We start from the raw sequence: 21,318 nt of genomic DNA, 5'->3' as shown, positions 1-21,318 counted from the left end.
GACACGGTAAACCATAGTTTTAATGATATATTCGCTAAAAAAATGACGAATTGAATTCATCATTTTAATCATCAAATCCTTTTATTTTACGTTACTTTTGCATAAAACTTACCTTCATGTACGGGAAAATGAAACAATTTATTGAAAGTAATTTTTTGCAGGAAGTTATTCTCCTGGTCTTTTCTTTCGTATTATTTACTTTAAACGACTGGATTCTTATCGCCAGCTGGCAAAGCCTTTTTCTGGGAATCATTTATTTTATTCTGCTATATGGTCATGCACAGATCAACCGTTTTTTTCTGCTGCCGATTTTAATTGAAAAGCATAAACTTTTACAATATTTACTGTTCACTTTTTTATTGTTGATTGTCTCTGCCTTGGCGCTGAATTATTTAACTGTAAATCAATTATATAAAAACTGTTTTCTGCACAATAATCCTATCAAAATGTCTTATCAGTATCAGATGGGAATTTTGTTGGGTTCCCTGATCTGCATTCTCGGTACAACAAGACTCGTGGAGTATTATCGTTCACAAAAAATAAAGGCAAGCAAAGAGCTTTTATTCAACAAAAATCAGATGGCTTTTCTGAATATGCAGCTCAATCCGCACTTTTTATTCAATACCCTGAATACCATTTACGGAATCAGTTTTAAATATCCCGAAAAAACACCGGAACTGATCTTAAAAGTTTCCGAATTACTTCGTTATCAGGTTGAAAATACGAAAAAAGAGACTGTAACAATAGAAAAAGAGGTCGATTTCATTTCAAGCTATATCGAACTCGAAAAAGAAAGAATAGGACATCGCTGTAAGATTGATTTCGTTTGCAATATCGATCATCCCAAAGATTTTAAAATTGCTCCGATGCTGCTTTTCACGTATGTTGAAAATGCCTTCAAACATGGAACCTGTACCATAGACGATTGCTTTGTTAAGATTAATCTTTCTATTCTGGAGGGTTGTTTATTATTAAATATTGAGAATTCAGTTCCCGCAAAAAAGTCCGAAACTTCCACTAATGTCGGGCTCGAAAATACGCAAATGAGGCTCGAAATGTTGTATAAAAACAATTACGATTTGCAGATTAAAAATGATAAAAATATCTTCACCGTTGCTTTAAAAATAAAACTATGACGGAAGCAAATACATATAAATGTCTGATCGTAGATGATGAACCGGCGGCACATTATGTGTTGATGAATTATATTGAAAAACACCCGAATCTGCTTCTTTCAGGACAATGTTATAATGCTATTGAAGCATTAAGTTTTATGAGAGATCAGAATATTGATCTTTTATTTTTAGATATCAATATGCCTGAACTTTCCGGTCTTGAATTTTTAAAACTACTTCCCAATCCGCCCAAAACGATTCTTACGACGGCTTATTCCGAATATGCTTTGGAAAGCTATGAATTTGGCGTCATCGATTATCTGTTGAAGCCGATTTCTTCTTTAAGATTCATAAAATCCATTGAACGCTTTTTATCATATCAAAATATTTCTTCAAAACAAAATTCCTTGACTGAACAAACAAATCTCAATGTAAAAGTAAATGGAAGGGACGAAGAAATTAATCTGAATGAGATCACTTATATTCAGAGTTACGGGAATTTCATTAAAATATTTACCGGGCAAAAATTTTATCTTGTTTCTATGACAACGCAGGAAGTTCTTAAAAATCTCCCTTCATCACAGTTCCTCAGAATTCATAAATCCTATATTATTTCATTACAGAAAATAGAAAAGTTTGAAAATAATGAGATTTTTATTTGTGACACAAAACTGCCCGTGGGAATTACTTTTAAGCAGAAATTGCAGGATCTGATGAATGGAAATTTTTAATACTATATTTAGACCCCTACGGGGATGACAAACTCCATACATAAAAACTTAATAGTCACTTATTTTGTACTTAATTTCTAAATGCAATATAAGTCTGAATATTATTGCAAAAAATAGGAGGCTTATAAAAACCTCCTATTTGTATTAATAACCTAAAAAAATCCATAGACTTCTTTATATTGTGTGTGTTTTTTTATAAAGGTGTTGTAAGAAGTCGTTAATAGATTTACTACTCGTTCATGTAAAATATCAAACTTTTAATTTCAATATTTGCATAAATTTTATACTACAAAGTAACGGTATCGAGAAATAAAATCCACAATCAATATTGTAGATAGATATCGACGCAATAGTAGATATTTATCTACAAACATATTTTAATTCTAAAATTTCAATGCAACAGGTTGTGAAGAAAAAATGCTAATTGATTTCAAAAAAAGTTATTAATCAAGCATAATTAACATTTATTTCAAATTGATCGTTATTTTAAGCTTAAAATATTAGTTAATATCTGGATTTGAATAAATTACATTTTAAAATAAATTTACATCACCTATTTGGGTTATAAATAAATCTTAATTAATCCAATCACGTAAACAATTAATTAACAATAGATTAAATTTAAATCATATAACAGATAAGCTCTAAAAGCTCGCTTTATCTAAATACCGAATATTAAAAAAAAGTATTACTTTTGCTTAGAGAATAAAAATTGCTTTTCTGCGTTTTTATTACTAAATTTAGGTACACCAAATTATAAAACATTAAAATCCAGTCAAATGAGAAAAATACTTCTACTATTTACTTGTATGTTCGGTATTTCTGTTTTTTCACAAATTAAAGTGTTGAAAAACGAAACTTTGGTGGAAATTGGCAAAGATAATTCCGTAGGTTTATATAAAAAAGACGACAAGTTTACAATTAATTATCAGGATCTTAACACGAGTAATCTGAATACCATCAGATCTTTTTCTTTCTTGAATCTAAACGCCGATGTGGAGGGTCTATACAAGCTGATCTCTGACGGATTTATTGATACGCCCGTAGGAAATATAACGTTGGAATTACCCAATGACATTATTGAACTGAATTACGAAAAAAACTACGGCCAACCGACCGTACAGTTTATACAGTACATCAATAAAAACAGAAAATACGTTGGAAAATCTCAGTTTCTGAATAAAAAACAGGTGGATAAAATATTCGGAAAAACAACAGGAAAATCTGCACTGTATGATAAACCGGCAACGATAAATCACGTTAATCCATCAAAATCTTCTTCAAGCCAAGCTTCAACAGCCACGCCGGCAAACAACGGAAAAGATAAAAAACCAAGAAAATAATTACATTTTTAAAATAATTACTTAACTCATTCTCCTCGGATGAGTTTTTTTATTTTATTTTTGCAAAAAAGATTGTTAAAATATGTCTCTTCAAATAAACAATTTAACCAAGAAATTTGGTGAACAAACCGCACTTAACAAAATCAATATTTCTATTGACAAAAACGAAATCATCGGACTTTTAGGCCCCAACGGAGCCGGAAAATCTACCCTGATGAAATCTATTGTGGGCGCGTTGAAAATTGACGAAGGAGAAATTATTTTTAATGGTAAAAATATTGCCGAACACGATATCGAAAGCAAAAAAAATATAGGATTTTTGCCTGAAAATAATCCTTTATATTTTGAGATGTATGTGAAAGAATACTTACAATTCGTTGCAAATATTCATAAAATTCCGTCTTCGAGAATAGATGAAGTGATTAAACTGGTTGGAATTACACCTGAAAGATCGAAAAAAATCGGACAGCTTTCAAAAGGATATAAGCAAAGAGTTGGTTTAGCCCAGGCTATTATTCATCAACCGGATTTGTTGATCTTGGATGAACCAACCAACGGACTTGATCCTAACCAAATTATCGAAATTCGAAATGTGGTCAAAGAAATCGGGCAGGCAAAAACTGTTTTACTTTCTACACACATCATGCAGGAGGTTGAAGCACTGTGCTCAAGGGTCATTTTGATTCATAAAGGGAATATTCTTCAGGATTGCCCCATCGATGAATTTAAAGGCAGATTCGACAGTCTGGAAGAGGCTTTTGCTAATTATACGCAAGCCACCGTTTAAATGGCTTTATTTTTGATGGAGTTTTATCCTCAACTAATAAACATTTAAAAAATGATTAAAAAAATTTTATTAAGTACATTTTGTATCGCACAATTTTCATTCGTAAGCGCAAATGTTATTAATGAAAATCCCGTTTCAACCATAAATTACCAAAAAGAAAAAGTTCCGAAATCGGTTATTATTAAAACTAAAAAATTTAAAATAAAAATCGATCAGCAGCCCAATGGTAATTACCTTTATCAATCTTGGGGCGTAAACGGAAAAGTTTCTACAAAAGCGGCGATGATTATCTCCAACGGAAGTTTGATTCCTGATGGCAGCGGTGGAAACTATTATTATGAATTTGACAACAATGGTTATACGTACCAAGTTTGGAGAAATTATTTAACCGCATCTGCTAAAAAAGCTCCTTACACTTTAGTTGTTGTTGACCAAAACGGAAAAACAATCGTTAATCAAGACGGAGTAGTTGTAAAAAATTAATTTCAAATCAATATTAAAAATATTCCTGATCGTATGGTCAGGATTTTTCTTTTTAAACCTAGTTTATTTACCATTATTTTGGTACATTCACTTAAAAATATTCAACATCAATGGCATTTACCATTAAATCAAACCTAATCGACATCGTTTCAAAGGAAACATATCCTGCAGAAATTACAATTAAAGACAATAAAATCAATTCAATACAAAGAATTTCTGAAACACTTGAAACGTATATTCTGCCAGGTTTTATTGACGCTCATGTTCATATCGAAAGCAGCATGCTCGTTCCTACTGAATTTGCTAGAATTGCTGTAAAACACGGAACAATCGGAACGATTTCTGATCCGCATGAGATTGCTAATGTTTTGGGAATTTCCGGAGTTGAATATATGATCGATAATGCAAAGCAAGTTCCTTTTCATTTTTATTTTGGAGCTCCGTCATGTGTTCCTGCGACTCATTTTGAAACATCAGGAGCTGTAATTGATGCTGAAAATATTGATCAGTTACTGAACAAAGAAGAGATTGTATATCTTGCGGAAATGATGAATTTTCCCGGCGTGATTTACAAAGACGAAGAAGTCCTGAAAAAGCTGGAATCTGCAAAGAAACACAAAAAGCCTATCGATGGGCATGCTCCGGGATTGATGGGTGAAGAAATGAAAACGTATTTTAATGCTGGAATTTCAACCGATCACGAGTCTTTTGGATACCAAGAAGCATTGGAAAAACTTCAGCATGGAGTAAAAATTATGATTCGTGAAGGAAGTGCTGCCAAAAATTTTGACACTTTAATTCCTTTATTAGAAGACTTTCCAGACCAAATCATGTTCTGTTGTGATGACAAACATCCTGATAATTTAATTGAATCTCATATCGACGACCATGTAAAACGTGCCCTGAAATTGGGACATGATTTGTATGATGTTTTGCGTGCTTCATCATATAATGTCATCAAACATTATAATTTACCGATCGGTTTATTACAAGTTGGAGACAAGGCAGATTTTATTGAGATTGATAATCTTCAGGAGTTTAATATTTTAAAAACTTATATTGATGGAAATTTGGTTGCCGAAAACGGAAAATCTTTCCTTCCCTCTATTGAAACTCCGATCGTAAATAATTTTCACTGTAATCTGAAAGAATCCTCCGATTTTAAAATAGAAAGTAAAGGTGAAAAAATTCGTGTGATAGAAACACTGGACGGACAATTAATTACCAAAGAAATTCATGCAGAATCATTAACTGTTGACGGTTTTGCCGAATCTAATCCTGATGAAGATATTCTGAAAATTGCGGTGGTCAATCGTTATTATGATGCGCCTGTAGCCACTGCTTTTATCAAAAATATAGGGTTGAAAACCGGAGCAATTGCCTCTTGCGTTGCCCATGACTGCCATAATATTGTGGTTGTAGGAACTAATGATGAGGATATGTGTAAAGCCGTCAATGCGATTATCAAGGCAAAAGGTGGAATTTCGCTTGCTACAGAAGCCGAAGAAAGGGTTTTAGAACTTCCCATTGCAGGAATTATGACAAATCTTCCCGCGGAAGAGGTCGCTGAATCTTATATAAAATTAGACCAACGTGCTAAAGAACTGGGAAGTAAATTGAGAGCACCTTATATGAGTTTATCTTTTATGGCGCTTTTGGTAATTCCTGAACTGAAACTGAGTGACAAAGGGCTTTTTAATGGAAAAAGCTTTGAGTTTACAGATGTTTTTATTGAATAAATAGGTTTTATAGCTTTTGTCTGTTCGAGTTTTTTTCGTAATGAAATGAAGAAAAATGTATCGAGAACTTTTACTTAAATTGAACTTCTCGATACGATTTTTTCAAAATCTACTCGAAGCGACGTAATTTCAAAAGAAATTAAGGGTTTAATCATTTAAAGTTAATTTTAAACAATTCTTTTTTCAGTTTCGGGTGATGCGTAAAATTTACTTTCATTAAAGCTATCTTTAGCCGCATGATAGCCGATATTGAAAATTTCATCCAGTCTGTCTTTTCTTCTTTCAAAAGTTCCGTAAGTGGAAAGTTCCTGTGAAGTGATAAACCAGTCGCAATATTCGAATTTTGCCTTTTCTACACGATAAGAAAGCAAGTCGTAGGAACGGGAAACAACGGCTTTTATTGATTTTAAATCATGAATTTTAATATCGTGAGGCGGAGATACAAAAACACCGATCAATTTATCGCAATCCTCGCTTATAATATCGGCGGGAAAATTGTTCAACACTCCTCCATCACAGTACATTTCATCACCGATAATGTAAGGCGTTGTAATCCCTGGAATCGAACATGAGGCAATAATCGCATCGACAACTTTGAAATTTTCATCGAAGATTTTTTCGGTTCCGTTGACTAATTCGGTGGCAACAATTTTTACTTCTTTATCCAAATCACCTAATTTCATTTCACCAAAAATAGGATTCAAATAATTACGAAAAATCACTGAGGAAACTAATCCCGGCTGATTGAATGTAAAATGTTTCCAGTTGAAGAAATACACCGAGTTGAAAAAATCGAGAATTTCTTCGGGAGTTTTACCTACCGCATACAAAGCCCCGACAATAGATCCGGCGCTGCAGCATGATAAAATATCGATATCAATATTCTTTTCGTTCAGAAATTTTAATACGCCTGCATGTGCAATACCTTTTGTACCGCCTCCCGATAAAACAAGTCCTGTTTTCTCAAAATTCATAGAATAAATTTAAGAAAACAGGACGAGATAATCAGATTAATTTCCTAAAATATCAGGATTTTAAAATTATTTTAATTTTTACTAATTCCTAAATTCTGGTTAATATACAGATTAGGATAATTCATAAGTTTTGAAACGAAATCCGCAATGCTTTTTCGTGAAATCGCAGAACCTTTTTCAGGAGTACCTTTGTAAGTGATCTCATAATCAATCTCATCATTATTGGTAAACCAATCGGGTCTGAGTATGGTATAATCGAGCCCAGACTTTTCAATAATATCCGCCAGCTTTCGATAAGGCTCTAAAACGGGGCGCAATGGAACATTATAAATCCCGATCGAGCTAATGGCAATGACTCTTTTTACGCCTTCCTCTCTCATTGCTTTCACGATATTTCCTGTCATAATTTCAAGGTTTCCGTCAAGATTTATATAAACGATTTCCTGACCTTTTATCGCTTTTTTTATATCATTAAACCGAAGCGCATCGCCTTCTATTACTTGGCAATCTTCCGAAATATATCGGGAAAGTCGGTTTTTATTTCTTACGAATAAAGTTAATTGTATATTTTCCAAAGGTTTTACAGCTTCTATTACATATTGTGCAAGACTGCCGGTAGCGCCTATGATAAGTATTTTTTTCATTTAAATTTTTAATTCTTTTTGTAAAAGATGGAAATTATTTTCCAACTCTTGCCTGAAGATGCTGAGGATATCTTTCTCCCACAATCTCGATGGTTTGCAAAGCATTTTGAATTTTTGCTAAATCCTCAACTGAAAGATCAAGAGCAGCACCTCCCACATTTTCTTCAAGTCTGTGGATTTTTGTAGTTCCCGGAATTGGAGCAATCCAAGGTTTCTGTGCCAAAAGCCAAGCCAATGCTACCTGAGCAGGCGTTGCATTTTTTTCGATTGCAATATCTTTAACCAAATCTACCAATGCCTGATTCGCCTTTCTATTCTCTTCTGAAAAACGAGGTACGATGTTTCTGAAATCATCAGCGGCAAATTGAGTCGTCTCATTGATCGCGCCCGTTAAAAAACCTTTACCTAAAGGACTGAAAGGCACAAAACCTATTCCCAACTCTTCTAAAGTCGGAATGATTTCTTTTTCTGGTTCGCGGTAAAACAGAGAATATTCACTTTGTAACGCAGCAACAGGTTGTACAGCATGAGCTCTTCGAATGCTTTCTACACCGGCTTCCGACATGCCCCAATGTTTTACTTTTCCTTCTTTAATCAAATCCTGAATCGTTCCTGCAACATCTTCCATCGGCACATTCGGATCTACCCTGTGTTGATAAAAAAGATCGATATAATCTGTCTGTAAATATTTTAATGAATTTTCTGCTACCTGACGAATTCTTTCAGGTCTGCTGTCTACTCCTTTCATAGCATCACCTTCTAAAAAGCCAAATTTTGTAGCAATGACTACTTTATCTCTAAATGGAGCAACCGCCTTTCCAAGTAAAGTTTCGTTTCCACCTTGGCTATATGCTTCAGCGGTATCAAAAAAAGTAACGCCAAGATCGTATGCTTTTCTGATTAAATCAATAGCTTCATTTTCCGGAGTTGCCGGCCCATATCCAAAAGTAAGCCCCATACATCCTAAACCTAATGCGGAAACTTCAAGTCCGCTTTTACCTAATGTTCTTGTTTTCATCTTGATTGTACTATTGTTAAATTTTATAACACAAATGTCCGAACTATAATCAAGGAGGATTTTATACAGATTACGGTATTTATTACCAAAATTACTGATTACGATTTCAAATTGATTGTCAACAATTTATAATATCTAATTTTGTATCAATAAATTTCACTGTATGGAAAAAATTATCAAAATCGACACTGTTGATATGTATAATAAAATGCGAGGCGTGGAAACTCTAAACCCTCTCATCACCATTATAGATCTTTCTAAGGCGCAAGCAATGCCTTCACAGACTTTTCATTTCGGGCTGTATGGTATTTATCTGAAAGAACTGCAATGCGGAGAATTGAGATATGGCAGAAATACCTATGATTATCAGGAAGGAACTTTAATTTTTGTGGCGCCTGGACAGATTTTAGGAGTGCAGCCTAATGTAACGAAATTCGAGCCTAAAGGTTGGGCTTTGTTATTTCATCCGGATCTGATAAAAGGTACTTTACTGGGAAAACATATGCAGGATTATACTTTTTTCTCCTATGAATCGAACGAAGCATTGCATCTCTCAGAAAAAGAGCGAAAATTTGTATTGGAGTGCTTTGAAAATATAGAAAATGAAATTTCTCAAAACATTGATAAACACAGCAAAACATTAATTACCTCAAATATAGAACTGTTCCTTAATTACAGCGTTCGATTTTATGATCGGCAGTTTATTACAAGAGATAACGCCAACAAAGGGATTATTGAAAGGTTTGAGAATATTTTAAATGATTATTTTCTTTCTGAAAAGCCTTTAACAATAGGTTTTCCTTCGGTAGCCTGGTGTGCGGCGCAACTTAACTTATCTGCCAATTATTTCGGAGATTTAATAAAAAAAGAAACAGGAATTTCACCACAAGAGTACATTCAGTCTAAAGTGATTGACTTGGCTAAAGAAAAAATATTCGATATAGAGAAATCCATCGGGCAGATTGCTTATAGTTTAGGTTTTAAATATCCACAGCATTTTACGCGTTTGTTTAAGCAAAAAACGGGAATGTCTCCTTTGGAATACAGGAGTCTGAATTAATCTGAATTGTTGATCTATTTTCTTTATTTAAATTGAAAAGACTCAGTTTTATATTTTTTTCAAATTGGCAAAATTGGTTGATTTTGAAATCTTTTGAATGACTGACTGAAACCCTAGCCCCGATTGAAGCTTTGTTTGAGCTCATTTTCAGTGGTTTCGGCGCGGCAGCGAAGCTGCCGCGCCGAAACCACTGAAAATAGCGAGTGCGGAAAGCGGGAAATAGCTTCTAAAAAAACTACTTTTTATCGTATAATTTGAGAATCTGAACCAGATCGTTATCGTCTGCCATCACATCTATTAAAGCAGAAATATCTGGTGAATTTCCGAGCTTTTCTTTCAATAAAGGCTTTAATCCAGGTGCTTTAAAAGATATTTCTGTAATACTTTTATCTTTTCGCATGATTAAATATTCTATATTTTGGGTTTCATAAGTGTAGATGGGGCCGGTGTAAAAACTTCTTCTGTACCAAGCGGTTTTATTTCCGTTATACATCACCTGAAGCAAACCTGTATCTTTAGAAAGAATTGATTTTGAACTTACAAAACGTCGTCTTACTTTTTTAAGATCTCTAATCTCGAGATACTTAACATCAGTTTCGTTAATTTTTACTTTTTTACCTGAAGGATCTAAAACCGTCATTTGCCGGATATAAGTAGCCGGAGAAAACACTGAATTATCGTAAAAGCCAATATTGAGAGCTTTTGTCTTTATGGTATCTTTCGAATTTTTTAATACATATTTTACAGGAAAATAAGTCTCCTTGAACATCTCTTCTTTTTGGGAAAATAAAAAGCAAGAACATAAAATCGAAAGTAATAAAATCATTTTTTTCATGATGGTAAGATACAAAAAAGCCCGGTAATTCCCAGGCTTTAGCTATATTGCAGTGAATATTCTGGCTGTTTATATATTTCAAAGAGAAAAACTTTGTTTCTATTTATTTTTTATCATAAAGCTGAAGTATTTTCAAAAGATCATCATCAGTCTTCCATGAATTAACTAGGGCCATAAGATCGGGGTATGCTGCGAATCTTGTTTTCAGGCTGTTTTTAAGTCCAGGATTAAAAAATCCGGATTCATTGATAATCTTTCCGTTTTTATCATCGACAAGAAAATCTGCTTTGGTAATAATCCCGGTTCCATAAGGATAAAACCTATACCAATTCATGTTTTTGCCCTCATACAAAATTTCAATAAGACCGCCTTTAATCTCCATTCTTCCCACGGACGCATAATATTCGTGGCTAATGTTGTTTTCGTCTGTAATTTTGATATATTCAACATCTTTTGGCTCTACCCAGGTTTCTACGCCATTGTCGTCTCTCATCTTCATCTTAAACATTATAGTGGCAATATAATACTTTGTATTCGAGAATTTTCCAACATTTCTGATTCTTGTCCTGATAGTATCGCCGGACGTTTTTAAAGTATATTCTGCCGGAAAATATCTTTTATCATCTTTCTGCTGGGAAAATAAAAGTCCGAAGCAAATGAATAGCAGTAAAAATGCTGTTTTTTTCATAATCAATAATTAAAAATCCGGAAGATTCCGGGCTTTAGATATAATATAATAATATTTTAGTTATTAATATACTTCTCAAAAATTCTTGAGAAATCTTTTTGATTATACTTATCGAAACTATTGGTGTTCCACGCAAAAACATACTCGTTGATTGCTCTTAATTCCTGACTTTTAGAAACATTTTCCTGCTTTCCTGAAGCCACTGTTGTGATTGCTTTTTGAATGCTGTCATTAGAAAAGTTCAACAACGAATGATTGTGGTGAACTTCCTGCTGAATCGCTAAAAGAGCCTTATAAAGATCTTTTAACTGATCGATTTGTCCTTTCGCTACGCTGATCATTAATGAAACATTCCCAATATTGAACGAAATTTCAACATCTAAATCTATTGTTCCGGCAGTCTGCAATGCGATATTCGAAAAAGGAAACTGATAATATTCGTATCTCTTCAAAATTCTCTTTTTATCCAACGCACTTGCTCCGTCGATATGAATTAATGCTCTGTTGGTGAAGCAGTATTCATCTCTTTTAGATTTAATCAAGAAGAAAATTTTCTCATTGTCTTCGGATAAAATATAATCATCAGAATCTACTTTATCATAATCGTGAGAAGGAATAATTTTACCAATATCACCTAATCCTAACGCTTCTGCAGCTAATTTTTTAAACATCGTTTTTTGAATTTTTTAAAGTTTATTTAGTGGAATAAAATTAAGAAAATAACTGAGATAAAAACCATCTAAAAAAGAAAAACCACAGATTTTTCTTCTGTGGTTTCCTTATTACTTATTATCTTCTTTTGGATAATACCTAGAACTTAATGGACCTGATAAACTGGATCTAAAATAATCAATATATCCAGTTTTTTCACCATCATCAAATATTTCCAATAATCCAACATCTTTCCCTAAAATAGGAACTGAAGAAATTAGTTCTCTTTTTACACCATCTAAATCCTCAATTTCCATATATGCAATATCGGATTCTTTAATACGCTTTCTTTCTCCTTTTTCAGAAATAGTAAGAACACTTCCTACATATGTTGCTGCATGGTATTTTTTATTTGAAAAGACGCCTATATTTAAAACTCTTGTTTTTATTGTGTCATTACTTCCTTTCAAAACATATCGTGCAGGAAAATGTCTGTCTTTATACTTAAAACTACTTTCTTGAGAATATGAAAAAATAAAGCATACAAGACTTGATAGTATTAAAATTTTCTTCATTTTGGTGTTGGATAATAATTTTATTAAATGTGGATCACTTCTCCGTAAGCAGCAGCAGCAGCTTCCATGATAGCTTCAGAAACTGTCGGGTGCGGGTGAATTGACTTGATGATTTCGTGACCAGTCGTTTCTAATTTTCTAGCAACAACAGCCTCAGCAACCATATCTGTAACACCTTCTCCGATCATATGGCAACCTAACCACTCACCATATTTAGCATCGAAAATAACTTTCACGAAACCGTCTGTATTTCCGTTTGCAGTCGCTTTTCCACTTGCAGAAAGAGGGAATTTACCAACTTTGATCTCGTAACCTTTTTCTTTAGCCTGCTTTTCCGTAAGACCAACAGAAGCAACTTCCGGGTGACAATACGTACATCCAGGGATATTGCCATAGTCGATTTTCTCAACGTGAAGTCCTTTGATTTTCTCAACACAAGTAATACCTTCCGCAGAAGCAACGTGTGCCAACGCCTGAGTCGGGATCAAATCTCCGATTGCGTAATATCCAGGAACCGAAGTTTCGTACCATTCGTTTACCAAAACTCTACCTTTATCTGTCTGGATTCCCACTTCTTCAAGCCCGATGTTCTCGATGTTCGCAGCAATTCCAACAGCAGATAATAAGATATCAGCTTCAAGAACGATGTTTCCTTTTGCAGTTTTTACAGTAGCTTTTACGCCTTCTCCGCTTGTATCAACGCTTTCTACAGAAGCATTTACCATAATTTCGATACCTGATTTTTTCAGAGACTTTTCTAAGTGTTTAGAAACGTCCTCATCCTCTACAGGAACGATGTTTGGCATAAATTCAACAACAGTTACTTTTGTACCCATTGTGTTATAGAAATCAGCAAACTCTACCCCAATAGCTCCAGAACCTACAACGATCATAGATTTTGGCTGCTCAGGAAGAGATAATGCCTGTCTGTATCCGATTACTTTTTTACCATCCTGAGGCAAGTTTGGTAATTCTCTGGAACGAGCTCCAGTTGCGATAATGATGTGAGTACCTGTATATTCAGTTACTTTTCCATCGTTATCTGTAACAGAAACTTTTTTACCTTTTTGTACTTTCGCAGTACCTAAAATAACATCGATTTTGTTCTTTTTCATCAAGAACTCAATCCCTTTGCTCATTTTGTTGGCAACTCCACGGCTTCTTTGAATTACATTTGGAAATTCAAAGCTACCTTCTACTTTATTTAAACCATAATCTTCAGCGTGATTGATATAATGAAAAACCTGAGCAGATTTCAATAAAGCTTTAGTTGGAATACATCCCCAATTAAGGCAAATTCCTCCTAAATTTTCTTTCTCGATAATTGCGGTTTTAAAACCCAATTGTGCCGCTCTGATTGCAGTAACATATCCACCAGGACCACTTCCGATGACAATAATATCGTAATTCATTAGTTTAAAATTTTTATGCGAATTTAAGGAAAAATATTGGATGAAGCACGTTTCTGTAAATCTGTAAAGCAATGCATAATAAGTCTCATTTCATTTAATATAAAACAAAAAAAGAGAACAAATAAGCATTCTCTTTTAATAAATTTTATTTTTAATTAAAAACTTCACAAAACTAAATAAGTTTAATTAAACCTAATTAATTGACTTATTTGTATAAATTAGCAAACATTACATCTTTTTAAGCAATTGTTTTTGGCTTCTATATTTTTCATTTAAAGCCTTCAATTGATCCTGTTTCATTTTTTTTGTCGCCAAAGGATGATTCAAGATCAACTTTTTTTCCTGATTATATCTCTTATCAAGCTCTTTAGATTTAATTGCAATCAGTTCGCTTTTCGAGGGATGAGGCGGCGGCGTTGGATGTTTTTGTGCAAAAGCACTTGTTGATAAACCGACTAATAAAATGGTTGATATAAATAACTTTTTCATGACATTTAAATTTTTGAATGATTTTAGTTAAATACTGTTTTTCAATTAAATTCATTCGATTTCGATCTGAATATTACATATATCGTACCATATTTATTTTTTATGATAATTTATTCAATTTCAATGTTCTGCTTCAACGGCAAATTCTTAGAAGAATTTCCAACAAAAATTCGATAGGTTCCTTTTTCTACAATCCAATTCATTTTCTCATCTAAAAACTGTAATTCTTTCACCGGAACTTCAATCGAAATTTGCTTTGATTCTCCCGCTTTTAGTTCTACTTTTTGAAAACCTTTCAACTCAATAATCGGTCTTGAAACCGAAGCTAGCAAGTCTTTTACATACAATTGAACAACTTCACTTCCTGCCTTTGAACCTGTATTTTTTACATTCACTTTCGCAATAATCGTATCATTTTCAGTAAATTTTAATTGATTTAATTGTAAATCAGAAATTTCGAAAGTCGTATAACTCAATCCAAAACCGAAAGGATACAACGGTTCTCCACTCAAATCATGATAATCGTTTCCTCTTCCCGTCGGATGATGATTGTATGTCAAAGGTAATTGCCCTTCTTCGATTGGAAACGTAATCGGCAATTTCCCCGAAGGATTTTCTGCACCGAAAAGTATTTTCGCCACAGCATTTCCGCCTTCTTCACCGGGATACCAAACATCTAAAATTGCTCCAACTTTATCTTTCCAATCTGTCGTTTTTATCGCAGAACCACCAACCAAAACAACCGTTGTCGGCTTATTTAATTTTGAAACTTCCTGAATAAATTGTTCCTGATTTCCGAGAAGACTCAACGAAGAACGATCCTGAAATTCGCCTTCATGAATTCCGGCTGTAACAATGATGTAATCTGCATTTTGAACTAATTTTAAAGCATCATTAAAATCTTTTTGATAATCATTCAAACCATAATTCCAGATCAATTCGATGTTCGCTTCTCCTCTATTTTCATGGAATTCAACGACAATATCAAATTTTTGACCTTTTACGAAATCTATGTCAACAGTTTTTGTTGAATAGCTCAACTTTTCCCAATTATCAATCAATAGTTTTCCATTTAAAAACAATCTGAACCCATCATTTCCGCGAAGTCCCAGTTTATATTTTCCTGAATTCGGAGCTTCCAGTTTTCCTGTCCAGCGGACACTATAATTGTCTGGTTGCAGCTTTTCAGGATTGGGAGAATACAAAGTCCATTTAAAATTTAATTGTTCGTCGTGTTTTTCAAAAGCCGGATTTCCTTTTAAATCAGAATTGGAAAAATAATTTCCTTTTAACCCTTTTTGATTTTCAGAAGATAAAAATTCAGTCGGAACCGTTACAAATTGCTTCAAATTCCAATCAATTCCTTTTGAATAATTGACTTCAACATTTTTATTTTTAATGAAATTTTTAATCCCATCCAAAATGCTTACTTTTTTATTTCCGGGTCCTGAATAACCGCCCAATCTCGCATCAACCGCATCTGTTCCAACCACTAAAATCTTTTTATAATTTTCCGAAATCGGAAGTGTTTGATTATTATTTTGAAGTAAAACAAAAGATTCAATCGCTGTCTTTTCCGCTAAAGGTTTATGATTTATTTTCTTTAATTCATCAATGTCTTTGTTGGAAACATAAGGGTTTTCAAACAAACCTAATTCAAATTTTGCTCTCAAAACTCTTGCTACTGCATCATCAATTCTTTCCTTCAAAATTCGTCCATCCAAAAACGGCGGAATAAACAATTTGTAATGTTGATATTCAGTCTGAAAAATTACATCAAGTCCAGCGTTGATCGCCTGTGCAGAAGCATCATCATAATCTTTTGCCGTAAAATGCAGAACGTTTGCTCCACCAGCTGCACTTGCATCGCTAATCACGAAACCTTTGAAATTCCATTCTTTTTTTAATTTTTCAGTTAGCAGCCAATGATTGGCCGTTGAAGGTCTTCCATCCAACAAATTATAGGAAGTCATCACAGAACGACTTTTTCCTTGTTGAAAGGCTTTTTGAAAAGGAATTAAATGTGTTTCCTCCAAATATCTTTTGCTCCAATGAATTGGATATGAATCTCTTCCACCTTCACCAACATTCGCTAAAAAATGCTTCGGAGTGGTAATAATTCTCTGATTTTCAAAAGAACTCACGAAATTTACCCCCATCACGGAAGTCAAAAACGGATCTTCGCCATACGTTTCCTCGGTTCTTCCCCATCGAACATCACTTGCCAAATTCACAACCGGAGTCAGAATCTGACGAATCCCTCTCAATTTCGATTCTTTTGCAATAGCCATTGAAACTTGTTTCATCAATTCAGGATTGAAGGTTGCCGACAAGCCAATTGCCTGTGGAAAAGCGGTTGCGCCTTCTCGCATCAATCCGTGTAAAGCCTCATCAAAAGGAATAATTGGAATTCCCAATCGGGATTCTTCCACAAAATATTTTTGAATCGCATTGATTTTTTTCGCCAACCTTTCCGCATCTTCATTCGCATTGTATTTCAACAATTGTCCTGCAACTCCACCACCTTGGTTTCCCGCACTCACTTGCAATCCGAAAATTCCGTGAGCATATTGACCTTTCGGAACGTTATCCAAATCTCCCGGAATCATAAAGCATTGCCAGAATTTTTCTTCAGGAGTCATGCGTTTAAGCAAATCCTGAACCCTTGCTTCAATCGGTTGTTTTGGATCTTTATATAATGGTTTTTGAGCTGAAATAATTACAGAATTCAATAATGAAATTGCTATGATTTTAAAACGAAATTTAAAGTGCATAAATAATTTGATTTAATTATGGTTCTTTTGTCTTGAAACAAAAAAACCAAAAATTCAAGACTTGGAACTCTTCGCTAAAAATTAAAATTTAATCCTAAAATTCCCAAAACTTGCGCGAATTCAATATTCGTTCTTCGGTTCAATATTTGTGTCGCGCTTCAAACAATGGGAATTTCTTAACGGCTTAAATTTTAATTTTCTTAACGCTTCGATTTCCTAGGTCGTTTTTATAGACAGTTTAGTTATTGTGTAATTTGAATTACGGTTGAATATTTTAATTGCGTTCTTTCTTTAGACAAATTAACTTCAATTGAATTTCCTGTTTTTTTCCATTGAATTTTGTTTGATAACCCTAAAACTTTCAAAGATTTTGGTTTAAAATTATCCGGAATTATAAAATTTAATGTGGATGGAGATTGATAATTTGTTTTTTCATCCAAGTGAAAAATACTCACCGTTTTTCCATCTTTGCTTTGGGTGTAATAAAAATTTCCGTCGTGATAAGGCGCAATAGTTCTTGTTGCAAAAACCGCGGACTGGTTTTTATCCATCCAACCTGAAATTTCATTTAATCTCTCATAAACAATCGGATCGTAATCTCCATTTGATCCGGGAGCAATGTTCATCAGGTAGTTTCCGCCTCTTGAAATAATTTTAATTAAAGTTTCAATAATTTTCTGAGACGATTTATAATTGTCGTTCGGAACATACGAAAACGAATCACCCATTGTGATACAACTCTCCCAAGGGATCGAAAGCGCTTTTTCCGGAACGGCTTGTTCGGGAGTCACATAATTTTCCCATTTTCCAGGAACGGTACGGTCTACAATGATAATTCCGGGTTGATTTTTTCGAGCCATTGTGCCGATTTTATCCATGTCAATATCCTGCTCAACTTTAATCGTTCTTTGCCATTCAACATTTGGATCAATGGTGTGAAACGGACGAACCCAACCTCCGTCTAACCAAAGAATATCGACTTTACCATAGCTTGAAGTGATTTCATTTAACTGATTAAAAGTGAAATTTTTGAAATTATTCCATCTTTCAGGGTACTTTTTCGGATCGTAATTTACATTTCGATCTTTTGGTGGGAAGTATGACCACCAATAATCATCGGAATGCCAATCGGGTTTTGAAAAATAGGCTCCGATTTTGAAGCCGTCTTTTCGGAATGTATTGAAAACTTCTTTCACCACATCCGCTTTTGGATTTTTGGAGAAAGGTATTTTTGAAGAAGTTATTTTATAATCAGACTGTTGTGTATCGAACATCGCAAAACCATCGTGGTGTTTTGTTGTGAAAACCACATATTTCATTCCCGCTTTTTTAGCTGCATCTGCCCATTTTTGTGGATTGAACTGAGTCGGATTAAAAGTCGACTGAAGATTTTCATAGTTTTTCACATATTCGTAGTAAGATTTTCCGTGTTCAGGTTTTCTTTTCGTCCAATCTTCATCTTCCGGGCAAAGGCTCCAACTTTCGACAATTCCCCATTGGCTGTACGTTCCCCAATGCATGAAAAGTCCGAATTTTAAATCCTGCCAATTTTCAAGATTCTGAATAACAAGTGGATCTGTCGGTTTTTGATAACCTTCTGAAACGTTATGAGCCTGTGAAAAAAAAGTGGTTGATATGAGTAATGATGATAAAAATAAGGTTTTCGTTTTTGGTCTGATGAACATTGAAGTTTAGTTTTTGCTAATTTAATCATCATTTATTAAAATTGCAAAAGCTTACATATTTTAGGCTAAGATTGAGGTTTAGATTAAGATAAATCAAAAATTATTTATAAATTCATTAAAAACTCTTATTATATTTTTATTAAATCTTTAAATACATGATCGACTTCAGAATAAGAGAATTGAAAACCGTTTTTCATTAATTTTTCAGGATAAACGTTTCTACTTTTTAATAATAATTCCGTTTCTGTGTTTAAAAATATGGAAGCGATTTCCAATTGCCAAACAGGTGCATTTAATCCAAATGGAATCTTCATTTGTTTTCTTAATTTTCGCATAAAATCTTCATTAGACAAAGGATTTGGAGCTGTTATGTTGATTTCTCCTGAAATTTTTTCACTATTAATTATAAATTCAACAGCTTTACAAAAATCATCAATGTGAATCAACTTACATTTTGATTTCCTCTTCCTTGCTTTCCTCCTAAGCCGAATTTTGTGATCATTTTTAATTTCGGAAAAGCTCCACCATTATTGCCTAAAACGATGGAAGTTCGTAAAGCTACTTTTCGTACATTTTCTGTTTTTGATTTAAAAAATTCTTTCTCCCAACTTTTACAAATGTTCATAGAAAAATCATCACCGATAATTCCATTTTCTTCTGTATTTAAATGGGTTTCTGAATGAATGTAAATGGTTGCTGAACTTACATTCAACCAAATTTTGGGTTTATTAATACATTGATCAATTGCTTGTTGAAGAACTTTTGTACTTTCAATTCTTGAATCATAAATTTCTTTTTTGTTTTTGTCTGTATATCTGCAATCGACAGATTTTCCAGCGAGATTAATCAAAACATCGGAATTTTCAAGTACATTTTTCCATTCACCTAACATTTTTGCATCCCAATGAATTTCATTTTCACGTTTTGGGTTTCGGGTTAAGATGTAAACTTGGTTTCCTTTTTCTACAAAATATTTTTCGAGATTTTTTCCGAGAAATCCGGTTCCGGCAGCGATGATTATTTTCATTTTTGGTTTGGTTGCTTGTTGGCTGTTAATGGTTTTTAGTTTGAGATGCTTCGACAGGCTCAGCATGACATCAGCATGACACTGCGAATACTAACTATTTTTATTGATTTAATAGAATTAAAATAATCATCGTCGTCGCTCTGAAAATCATCCATGAAAGTGTTGGAAGAAAATTTAATTGTAAAATTTTACATCTTCTTATATGTTCGAGAAACATGATGGATACTACAGTTCCAAAATAAATGACATTAGCAATCGGATTTAAATTCAGAAATAAAGCCGGAATTAAAAGCAATGTTCCAATCAAAGAAACAGTCATCATATTTCCCAAATAATTCCAAATTTTATCTTTTAAATGGGTTTTTAAAAATATAACCTGCCACACGATTTGTCCGATGCAAATTGCAAATTCTCTCCAATAGTTTTGGTTTAAACCAAGCCCTAATTTTGTTGAAAATATACTTAAAACAAAAGCTGAGAAAAATACAACAAATGCAATATAAGCCAACCTATATTTTAAATTAAAATCAGGAATACCAGCGGTTTCTGAATTATTTTTTGACGGAATAATCTGCTTTCTGTTGTATGAAACAAATGAATATAGTTTCTTAAAAAACCAATATAAAGGTTTTATTCTAGCAATTTTTTCCAACGTTGGAAATGAATTTCCAATAATTAATAATAAACTATCTAAACCGTACATCACTTTATTTTTTTCATGATCGACTAAGGCAATTTCGTTCTTTGCACGGTTGAAATTAATAAGGTTTTTATTCTTTATGGTTAATTCTGTAAAGGCTTCTCTTCCGCTTTCATCCAACATTCCGGCTTTTATAAAACCTTTTGAATAGATGTTACACATTGGGCATTCGTTGTCGTAGATTAAGGTGTGTTTTGTGAGGGTTTTCATTGTGCTTGTTTTTGAGATTTGTATAATTTATAGTTTTCGTAAACATAAAGAATTGCTAAAAATGGACTGTAGAAAAATGCAGACATTATAATACCATCCATAATAGAGGCAATATTGTTATCCAATTTTACAGTTCGCTTACATACAATAGAAATCCAAACTGGTAAAATCAATATTCCATAAATATAAAAAAACAGTGATTTTTCAATTCTAAAAAAGATTTTAAGTAAAAAACTGATTAATTGTGGAATTCCTACAATAAAATAAAACAAGATCCATCCCGATAAACCTGCAAATAGAAAACCTTGCGGACCAATTATTAAAAAGAAAAATTGGATATAGTAATCATTTTTAGCAAAAGTTTTCATGGTCATTAAT

General features: G+C 33.4%; 22 protein-coding genes. 7 read left to right on the top strand and 15 right to left on the bottom strand.

Translation table 11 applies throughout. The annotated features are described in order from the left end of the window. Positions 1–128: 128 nt before the first annotated feature. The 6 genes from OXQ85_RS03660 to ade all read left to right on the top strand — a co-directional run bounded on the left by OXQ85_RS03660 (position 129) and on the right by ade (position 6,198). The gene (locus OXQ85_RS03660) at positions 129–1,136 is read left to right on the top strand and encodes a histidine kinase (protein WP_267402453.1); all 1,008 of its coding nucleotides are present in this window, start codon (positions 129–131) and stop codon (positions 1,134–1,136) included. Beyond that, positions 1,133–1,846 carry a LytTR family DNA-binding domain-containing protein gene (locus OXQ85_RS03655; protein WP_267402452.1) on the top strand — a complete coding sequence of 238 codons (714 nt, stop codon included), beginning with the start codon at positions 1,133–1,135 and terminating at the stop codon, positions 1,844–1,846. Before OXQ85_RS03660 ends, OXQ85_RS03655 begins: the two co-directional genes overlap by 4 nt. Before the next feature lie 779 nt (positions 1,847–2,625). Next, positions 2,626–3,189, top strand: a complete 564-nt coding sequence (locus tag OXQ85_RS03650) for a hypothetical protein (protein WP_267402451.1) — start codon at positions 2,626–2,628, stop codon at positions 3,187–3,189. An 82-nt stretch (positions 3,190–3,271) separates the two neighbouring features. Beyond that, the gene (locus OXQ85_RS03645; RefSeq protein WP_267402450.1) at positions 3,272–3,976 is read left to right on the top strand and encodes an ATP-binding cassette domain-containing protein; all 705 of its coding nucleotides are present in this window, start codon (positions 3,272–3,274) and stop codon (positions 3,974–3,976) included. Between the two features lie 51 nt (positions 3,977–4,027). Further along, positions 4,028–4,459: a hypothetical protein gene (locus tag OXQ85_RS03640; RefSeq protein ID WP_267402449.1), complete on the top strand. Its 432-nt coding sequence runs from the start codon at positions 4,028–4,030 to the stop codon at positions 4,457–4,459. Positions 4,460–4,569: 110 nt separating this feature from the next. Continuing rightward, on the top strand, positions 4,570–6,198 hold the full coding sequence (gene ade, locus OXQ85_RS03635; protein ID WP_267402448.1) for an adenine deaminase: 1,629 nt from the start codon (positions 4,570–4,572) through the stop codon (positions 6,196–6,198). A gap of 167 nt (positions 6,199–6,365) precedes the next feature. On the opposite strand, the gene OXQ85_RS03630 is transcribed toward ade, so the two are convergent. From OXQ85_RS03630 to OXQ85_RS03620, 3 genes are all read right to left on the bottom strand, one after another. Beyond that, a complete protein-coding gene (locus tag OXQ85_RS03630; RefSeq protein ID WP_267402447.1) occupies positions 6,366–7,172 on the bottom strand; it encodes a patatin-like phospholipase family protein in 807 nt (268 codons plus the stop codon). Positions 7,173–7,243: 71 nt separating this feature from the next. Beyond that, a complete protein-coding gene (locus OXQ85_RS03625; protein WP_267402446.1) occupies positions 7,244–7,816 on the bottom strand; it encodes an NAD(P)H-binding protein in 573 nt (190 codons plus the stop codon). A 34-nt stretch (positions 7,817–7,850) separates the two neighbouring features. Continuing rightward, positions 7,851–8,834 carry an aldo/keto reductase gene (locus OXQ85_RS03620; RefSeq protein WP_267402445.1) on the bottom strand — a complete coding sequence of 328 codons (984 nt, stop codon included), beginning with the start codon at positions 8,832–8,834 and terminating at the stop codon, positions 7,851–7,853. A gap of 163 nt (positions 8,835–8,997) precedes the next feature. Between OXQ85_RS03620 and OXQ85_RS03615 the strand changes: the two genes are divergently transcribed. After that, positions 8,998–9,894 carry a response regulator transcription factor gene (locus OXQ85_RS03615; RefSeq protein WP_267402444.1) on the top strand — a complete coding sequence of 299 codons (897 nt, stop codon included), beginning with the start codon at positions 8,998–9,000 and terminating at the stop codon, positions 9,892–9,894. A gap of 235 nt (positions 9,895–10,129) precedes the next feature. Here OXQ85_RS03615 and OXQ85_RS03610 read toward each other — a convergent pair whose 3' ends face one another. The 12 genes from OXQ85_RS03610 to OXQ85_RS03560 form a co-directional block, all read right to left on the bottom strand. Continuing rightward, the gene (locus OXQ85_RS03610) at positions 10,130–10,720 is read right to left on the bottom strand and encodes a hypothetical protein (protein ID WP_267402443.1); all 591 of its coding nucleotides are present in this window, start codon (positions 10,718–10,720) and stop codon (positions 10,130–10,132) included. A 112-nt stretch (positions 10,721–10,832) separates the two neighbouring features. Then, positions 10,833–11,417 carry a hypothetical protein gene (locus OXQ85_RS03605; RefSeq protein WP_267402442.1) on the bottom strand — a complete coding sequence of 195 codons (585 nt, stop codon included), beginning with the start codon at positions 11,415–11,417 and terminating at the stop codon, positions 10,833–10,835. Between the two features lie 56 nt (positions 11,418–11,473). Further along, the gene (locus tag OXQ85_RS03600) at positions 11,474–12,088 is read right to left on the bottom strand and encodes a PH domain-containing protein (RefSeq protein WP_267402441.1); all 615 of its coding nucleotides are present in this window, start codon (positions 12,086–12,088) and stop codon (positions 11,474–11,476) included. A gap of 111 nt (positions 12,089–12,199) precedes the next feature. Continuing rightward, entirely contained in the window at positions 12,200–12,643 is a 444-nt protein-coding gene (locus tag OXQ85_RS03595) for a hypothetical protein (protein ID WP_267402440.1), read from the bottom strand. A gap of 23 nt (positions 12,644–12,666) precedes the next feature. Beyond that, positions 12,667–14,055, bottom strand: coding sequence for a dihydrolipoyl dehydrogenase (lpdA, locus tag OXQ85_RS03590; protein WP_267402439.1), 1,389 nt, complete (start codon positions 14,053–14,055; stop codon positions 12,667–12,669). Positions 14,056–14,283: 228 nt separating this feature from the next. Beyond that, on the bottom strand, positions 14,284–14,544 hold the full coding sequence (locus OXQ85_RS03585; protein WP_267402438.1) for a hypothetical protein: 261 nt from the start codon (positions 14,542–14,544) through the stop codon (positions 14,284–14,286). A gap of 110 nt (positions 14,545–14,654) precedes the next feature. Next, on the bottom strand, positions 14,655–17,318 hold the full coding sequence (locus OXQ85_RS03580) for a beta-glucosidase (RefSeq protein WP_267402437.1): 2,664 nt from the start codon (positions 17,316–17,318) through the stop codon (positions 14,655–14,657). Between the two features lie 242 nt (positions 17,319–17,560). After that, positions 17,561–19,003 carry an alpha-L-fucosidase gene (locus OXQ85_RS03575; protein ID WP_267402436.1) on the bottom strand — a complete coding sequence of 481 codons (1,443 nt, stop codon included), beginning with the start codon at positions 19,001–19,003 and terminating at the stop codon, positions 17,561–17,563. A gap of 128 nt (positions 19,004–19,131) precedes the next feature. Continuing rightward, positions 19,132–19,317, bottom strand: coding sequence for a DUF1731 domain-containing protein (locus tag OXQ85_RS20670; protein WP_346659703.1), 186 nt, complete (start codon positions 19,315–19,317; stop codon positions 19,132–19,134). A gap of 128 nt (positions 19,318–19,445) precedes the next feature. Beyond that, on the bottom strand, positions 19,446–20,030 hold the full coding sequence (locus tag OXQ85_RS03570; RefSeq protein ID WP_346659702.1) for an NAD-dependent epimerase/dehydratase family protein: 585 nt from the start codon (positions 20,028–20,030) through the stop codon (positions 19,446–19,448). A 100-nt stretch (positions 20,031–20,130) separates the two neighbouring features. After that, complete coding sequence (locus tag OXQ85_RS03565; protein ID WP_267402435.1) at positions 20,131–20,940, bottom strand: hypothetical protein; 810 nt, start codon at positions 20,938–20,940, stop codon at positions 20,131–20,133. Then, a complete protein-coding gene (locus OXQ85_RS03560; RefSeq protein WP_267402434.1) occupies positions 20,937–21,308 on the bottom strand; it encodes a hypothetical protein in 372 nt (123 codons plus the stop codon). Before OXQ85_RS03560 ends, OXQ85_RS03565 begins: the two co-directional genes overlap by 4 nt. Positions 21,309–21,318: the final 10 nt, after the last annotated feature.

Origin of the sequence: Chryseobacterium sp. GM_Chr_2 (assembly GCF_026540445.1) — a bacterium.
In the GTDB taxonomy this organism is placed as follows: domain Bacteria; phylum Bacteroidota; class Bacteroidia; order Flavobacteriales; family Weeksellaceae; genus Chryseobacterium.
Note: the sequence above shows the minus strand (reverse complement) of the source record. Positions and strands in the feature narration are given on the sequence as shown.

Excerpts from the sequence above, each read along its gene's own strand:
- OXQ85_RS03610 (WP_267402443.1), bottom strand. The coding sequence starts at position 10,720 with ATGATTTTATTACTTTCGATTTTATGTTCTTGCTTTTTATTTTCCCAA.
- OXQ85_RS03565 (WP_267402435.1), bottom strand. The coding sequence starts at position 20,940 with ATGAAAACCCTCACAAAACACACCTTAATCTACGACAACGAATGCCCA.
- OXQ85_RS03620 (WP_267402445.1), bottom strand. The coding sequence starts at position 8,834 with ATGAAAACAAGAACATTAGGTAAAAGCGGACTTGAAGTTTCCGCATTA.
- OXQ85_RS03600 (WP_267402441.1), bottom strand. The coding sequence starts at position 12,088 with ATGTTTAAAAAATTAGCTGCAGAAGCGTTAGGATTAGGTGATATTGGT.
- lpdA (WP_267402439.1), bottom strand. The coding sequence starts at position 14,055 with ATGAATTACGATATTATTGTCATCGGAAGTGGTCCTGGTGGATATGTT.
- OXQ85_RS03615 (WP_267402444.1), top strand. The coding sequence starts at position 8,998 with ATGGAAAAAATTATCAAAATCGACACTGTTGATATGTATAATAAAATG.
- OXQ85_RS03585 (WP_267402438.1), bottom strand. The coding sequence starts at position 14,544 with ATGAAAAAGTTATTTATATCAACCATTTTATTAGTCGGTTTATCAACA.
- OXQ85_RS03570 (WP_346659702.1), bottom strand. The coding sequence starts at position 20,030 with ATGAAAATAATCATCGCTGCCGGAACCGGATTTCTCGGAAAAAATCTC.
- OXQ85_RS03625 (WP_267402446.1), bottom strand. The coding sequence starts at position 7,816 with ATGAAAAAAATACTTATCATAGGCGCTACCGGCAGTCTTGCACAATAT.
- OXQ85_RS03605 (WP_267402442.1), bottom strand. The coding sequence starts at position 11,417 with ATGAAAAAAACAGCATTTTTACTGCTATTCATTTGCTTCGGACTTTTA.
- OXQ85_RS03650 (WP_267402451.1), top strand. The coding sequence starts at position 2,626 with ATGAGAAAAATACTTCTACTATTTACTTGTATGTTCGGTATTTCTGTT.
- OXQ85_RS03630 (WP_267402447.1), bottom strand. The coding sequence starts at position 7,172 with ATGAATTTTGAGAAAACAGGACTTGTTTTATCGGGAGGCGGTACAAAA.
- ade (WP_267402448.1), top strand. The coding sequence starts at position 4,570 with ATGGCATTTACCATTAAATCAAACCTAATCGACATCGTTTCAAAGGAA.
- OXQ85_RS03560 (WP_267402434.1), bottom strand. The coding sequence starts at position 21,308 with ATGAAAACTTTTGCTAAAAATGATTACTATATCCAATTTTTCTTTTTA.
- OXQ85_RS03595 (WP_267402440.1), bottom strand. The coding sequence starts at position 12,643 with ATGAAGAAAATTTTAATACTATCAAGTCTTGTATGCTTTATTTTTTCA.
- OXQ85_RS03660 (WP_267402453.1), top strand. The coding sequence starts at position 129 with ATGAAACAATTTATTGAAAGTAATTTTTTGCAGGAAGTTATTCTCCTG.
- OXQ85_RS03580 (WP_267402437.1), bottom strand. The coding sequence starts at position 17,318 with ATGCACTTTAAATTTCGTTTTAAAATCATAGCAATTTCATTATTGAAT.
- OXQ85_RS03655 (WP_267402452.1), top strand. The coding sequence starts at position 1,133 with ATGACGGAAGCAAATACATATAAATGTCTGATCGTAGATGATGAACCG.
- OXQ85_RS03640 (WP_267402449.1), top strand. The coding sequence starts at position 4,028 with ATGATTAAAAAAATTTTATTAAGTACATTTTGTATCGCACAATTTTCA.
- OXQ85_RS03645 (WP_267402450.1), top strand. The coding sequence starts at position 3,272 with ATGTCTCTTCAAATAAACAATTTAACCAAGAAATTTGGTGAACAAACC.
- OXQ85_RS03575 (WP_267402436.1), bottom strand. The coding sequence starts at position 19,003 with ATGTTCATCAGACCAAAAACGAAAACCTTATTTTTATCATCATTACTC.
- OXQ85_RS20670 (WP_346659703.1), bottom strand. The coding sequence starts at position 19,317 with ATGAAGATTCCATTTGGATTAAATGCACCTGTTTGGCAATTGGAAATC.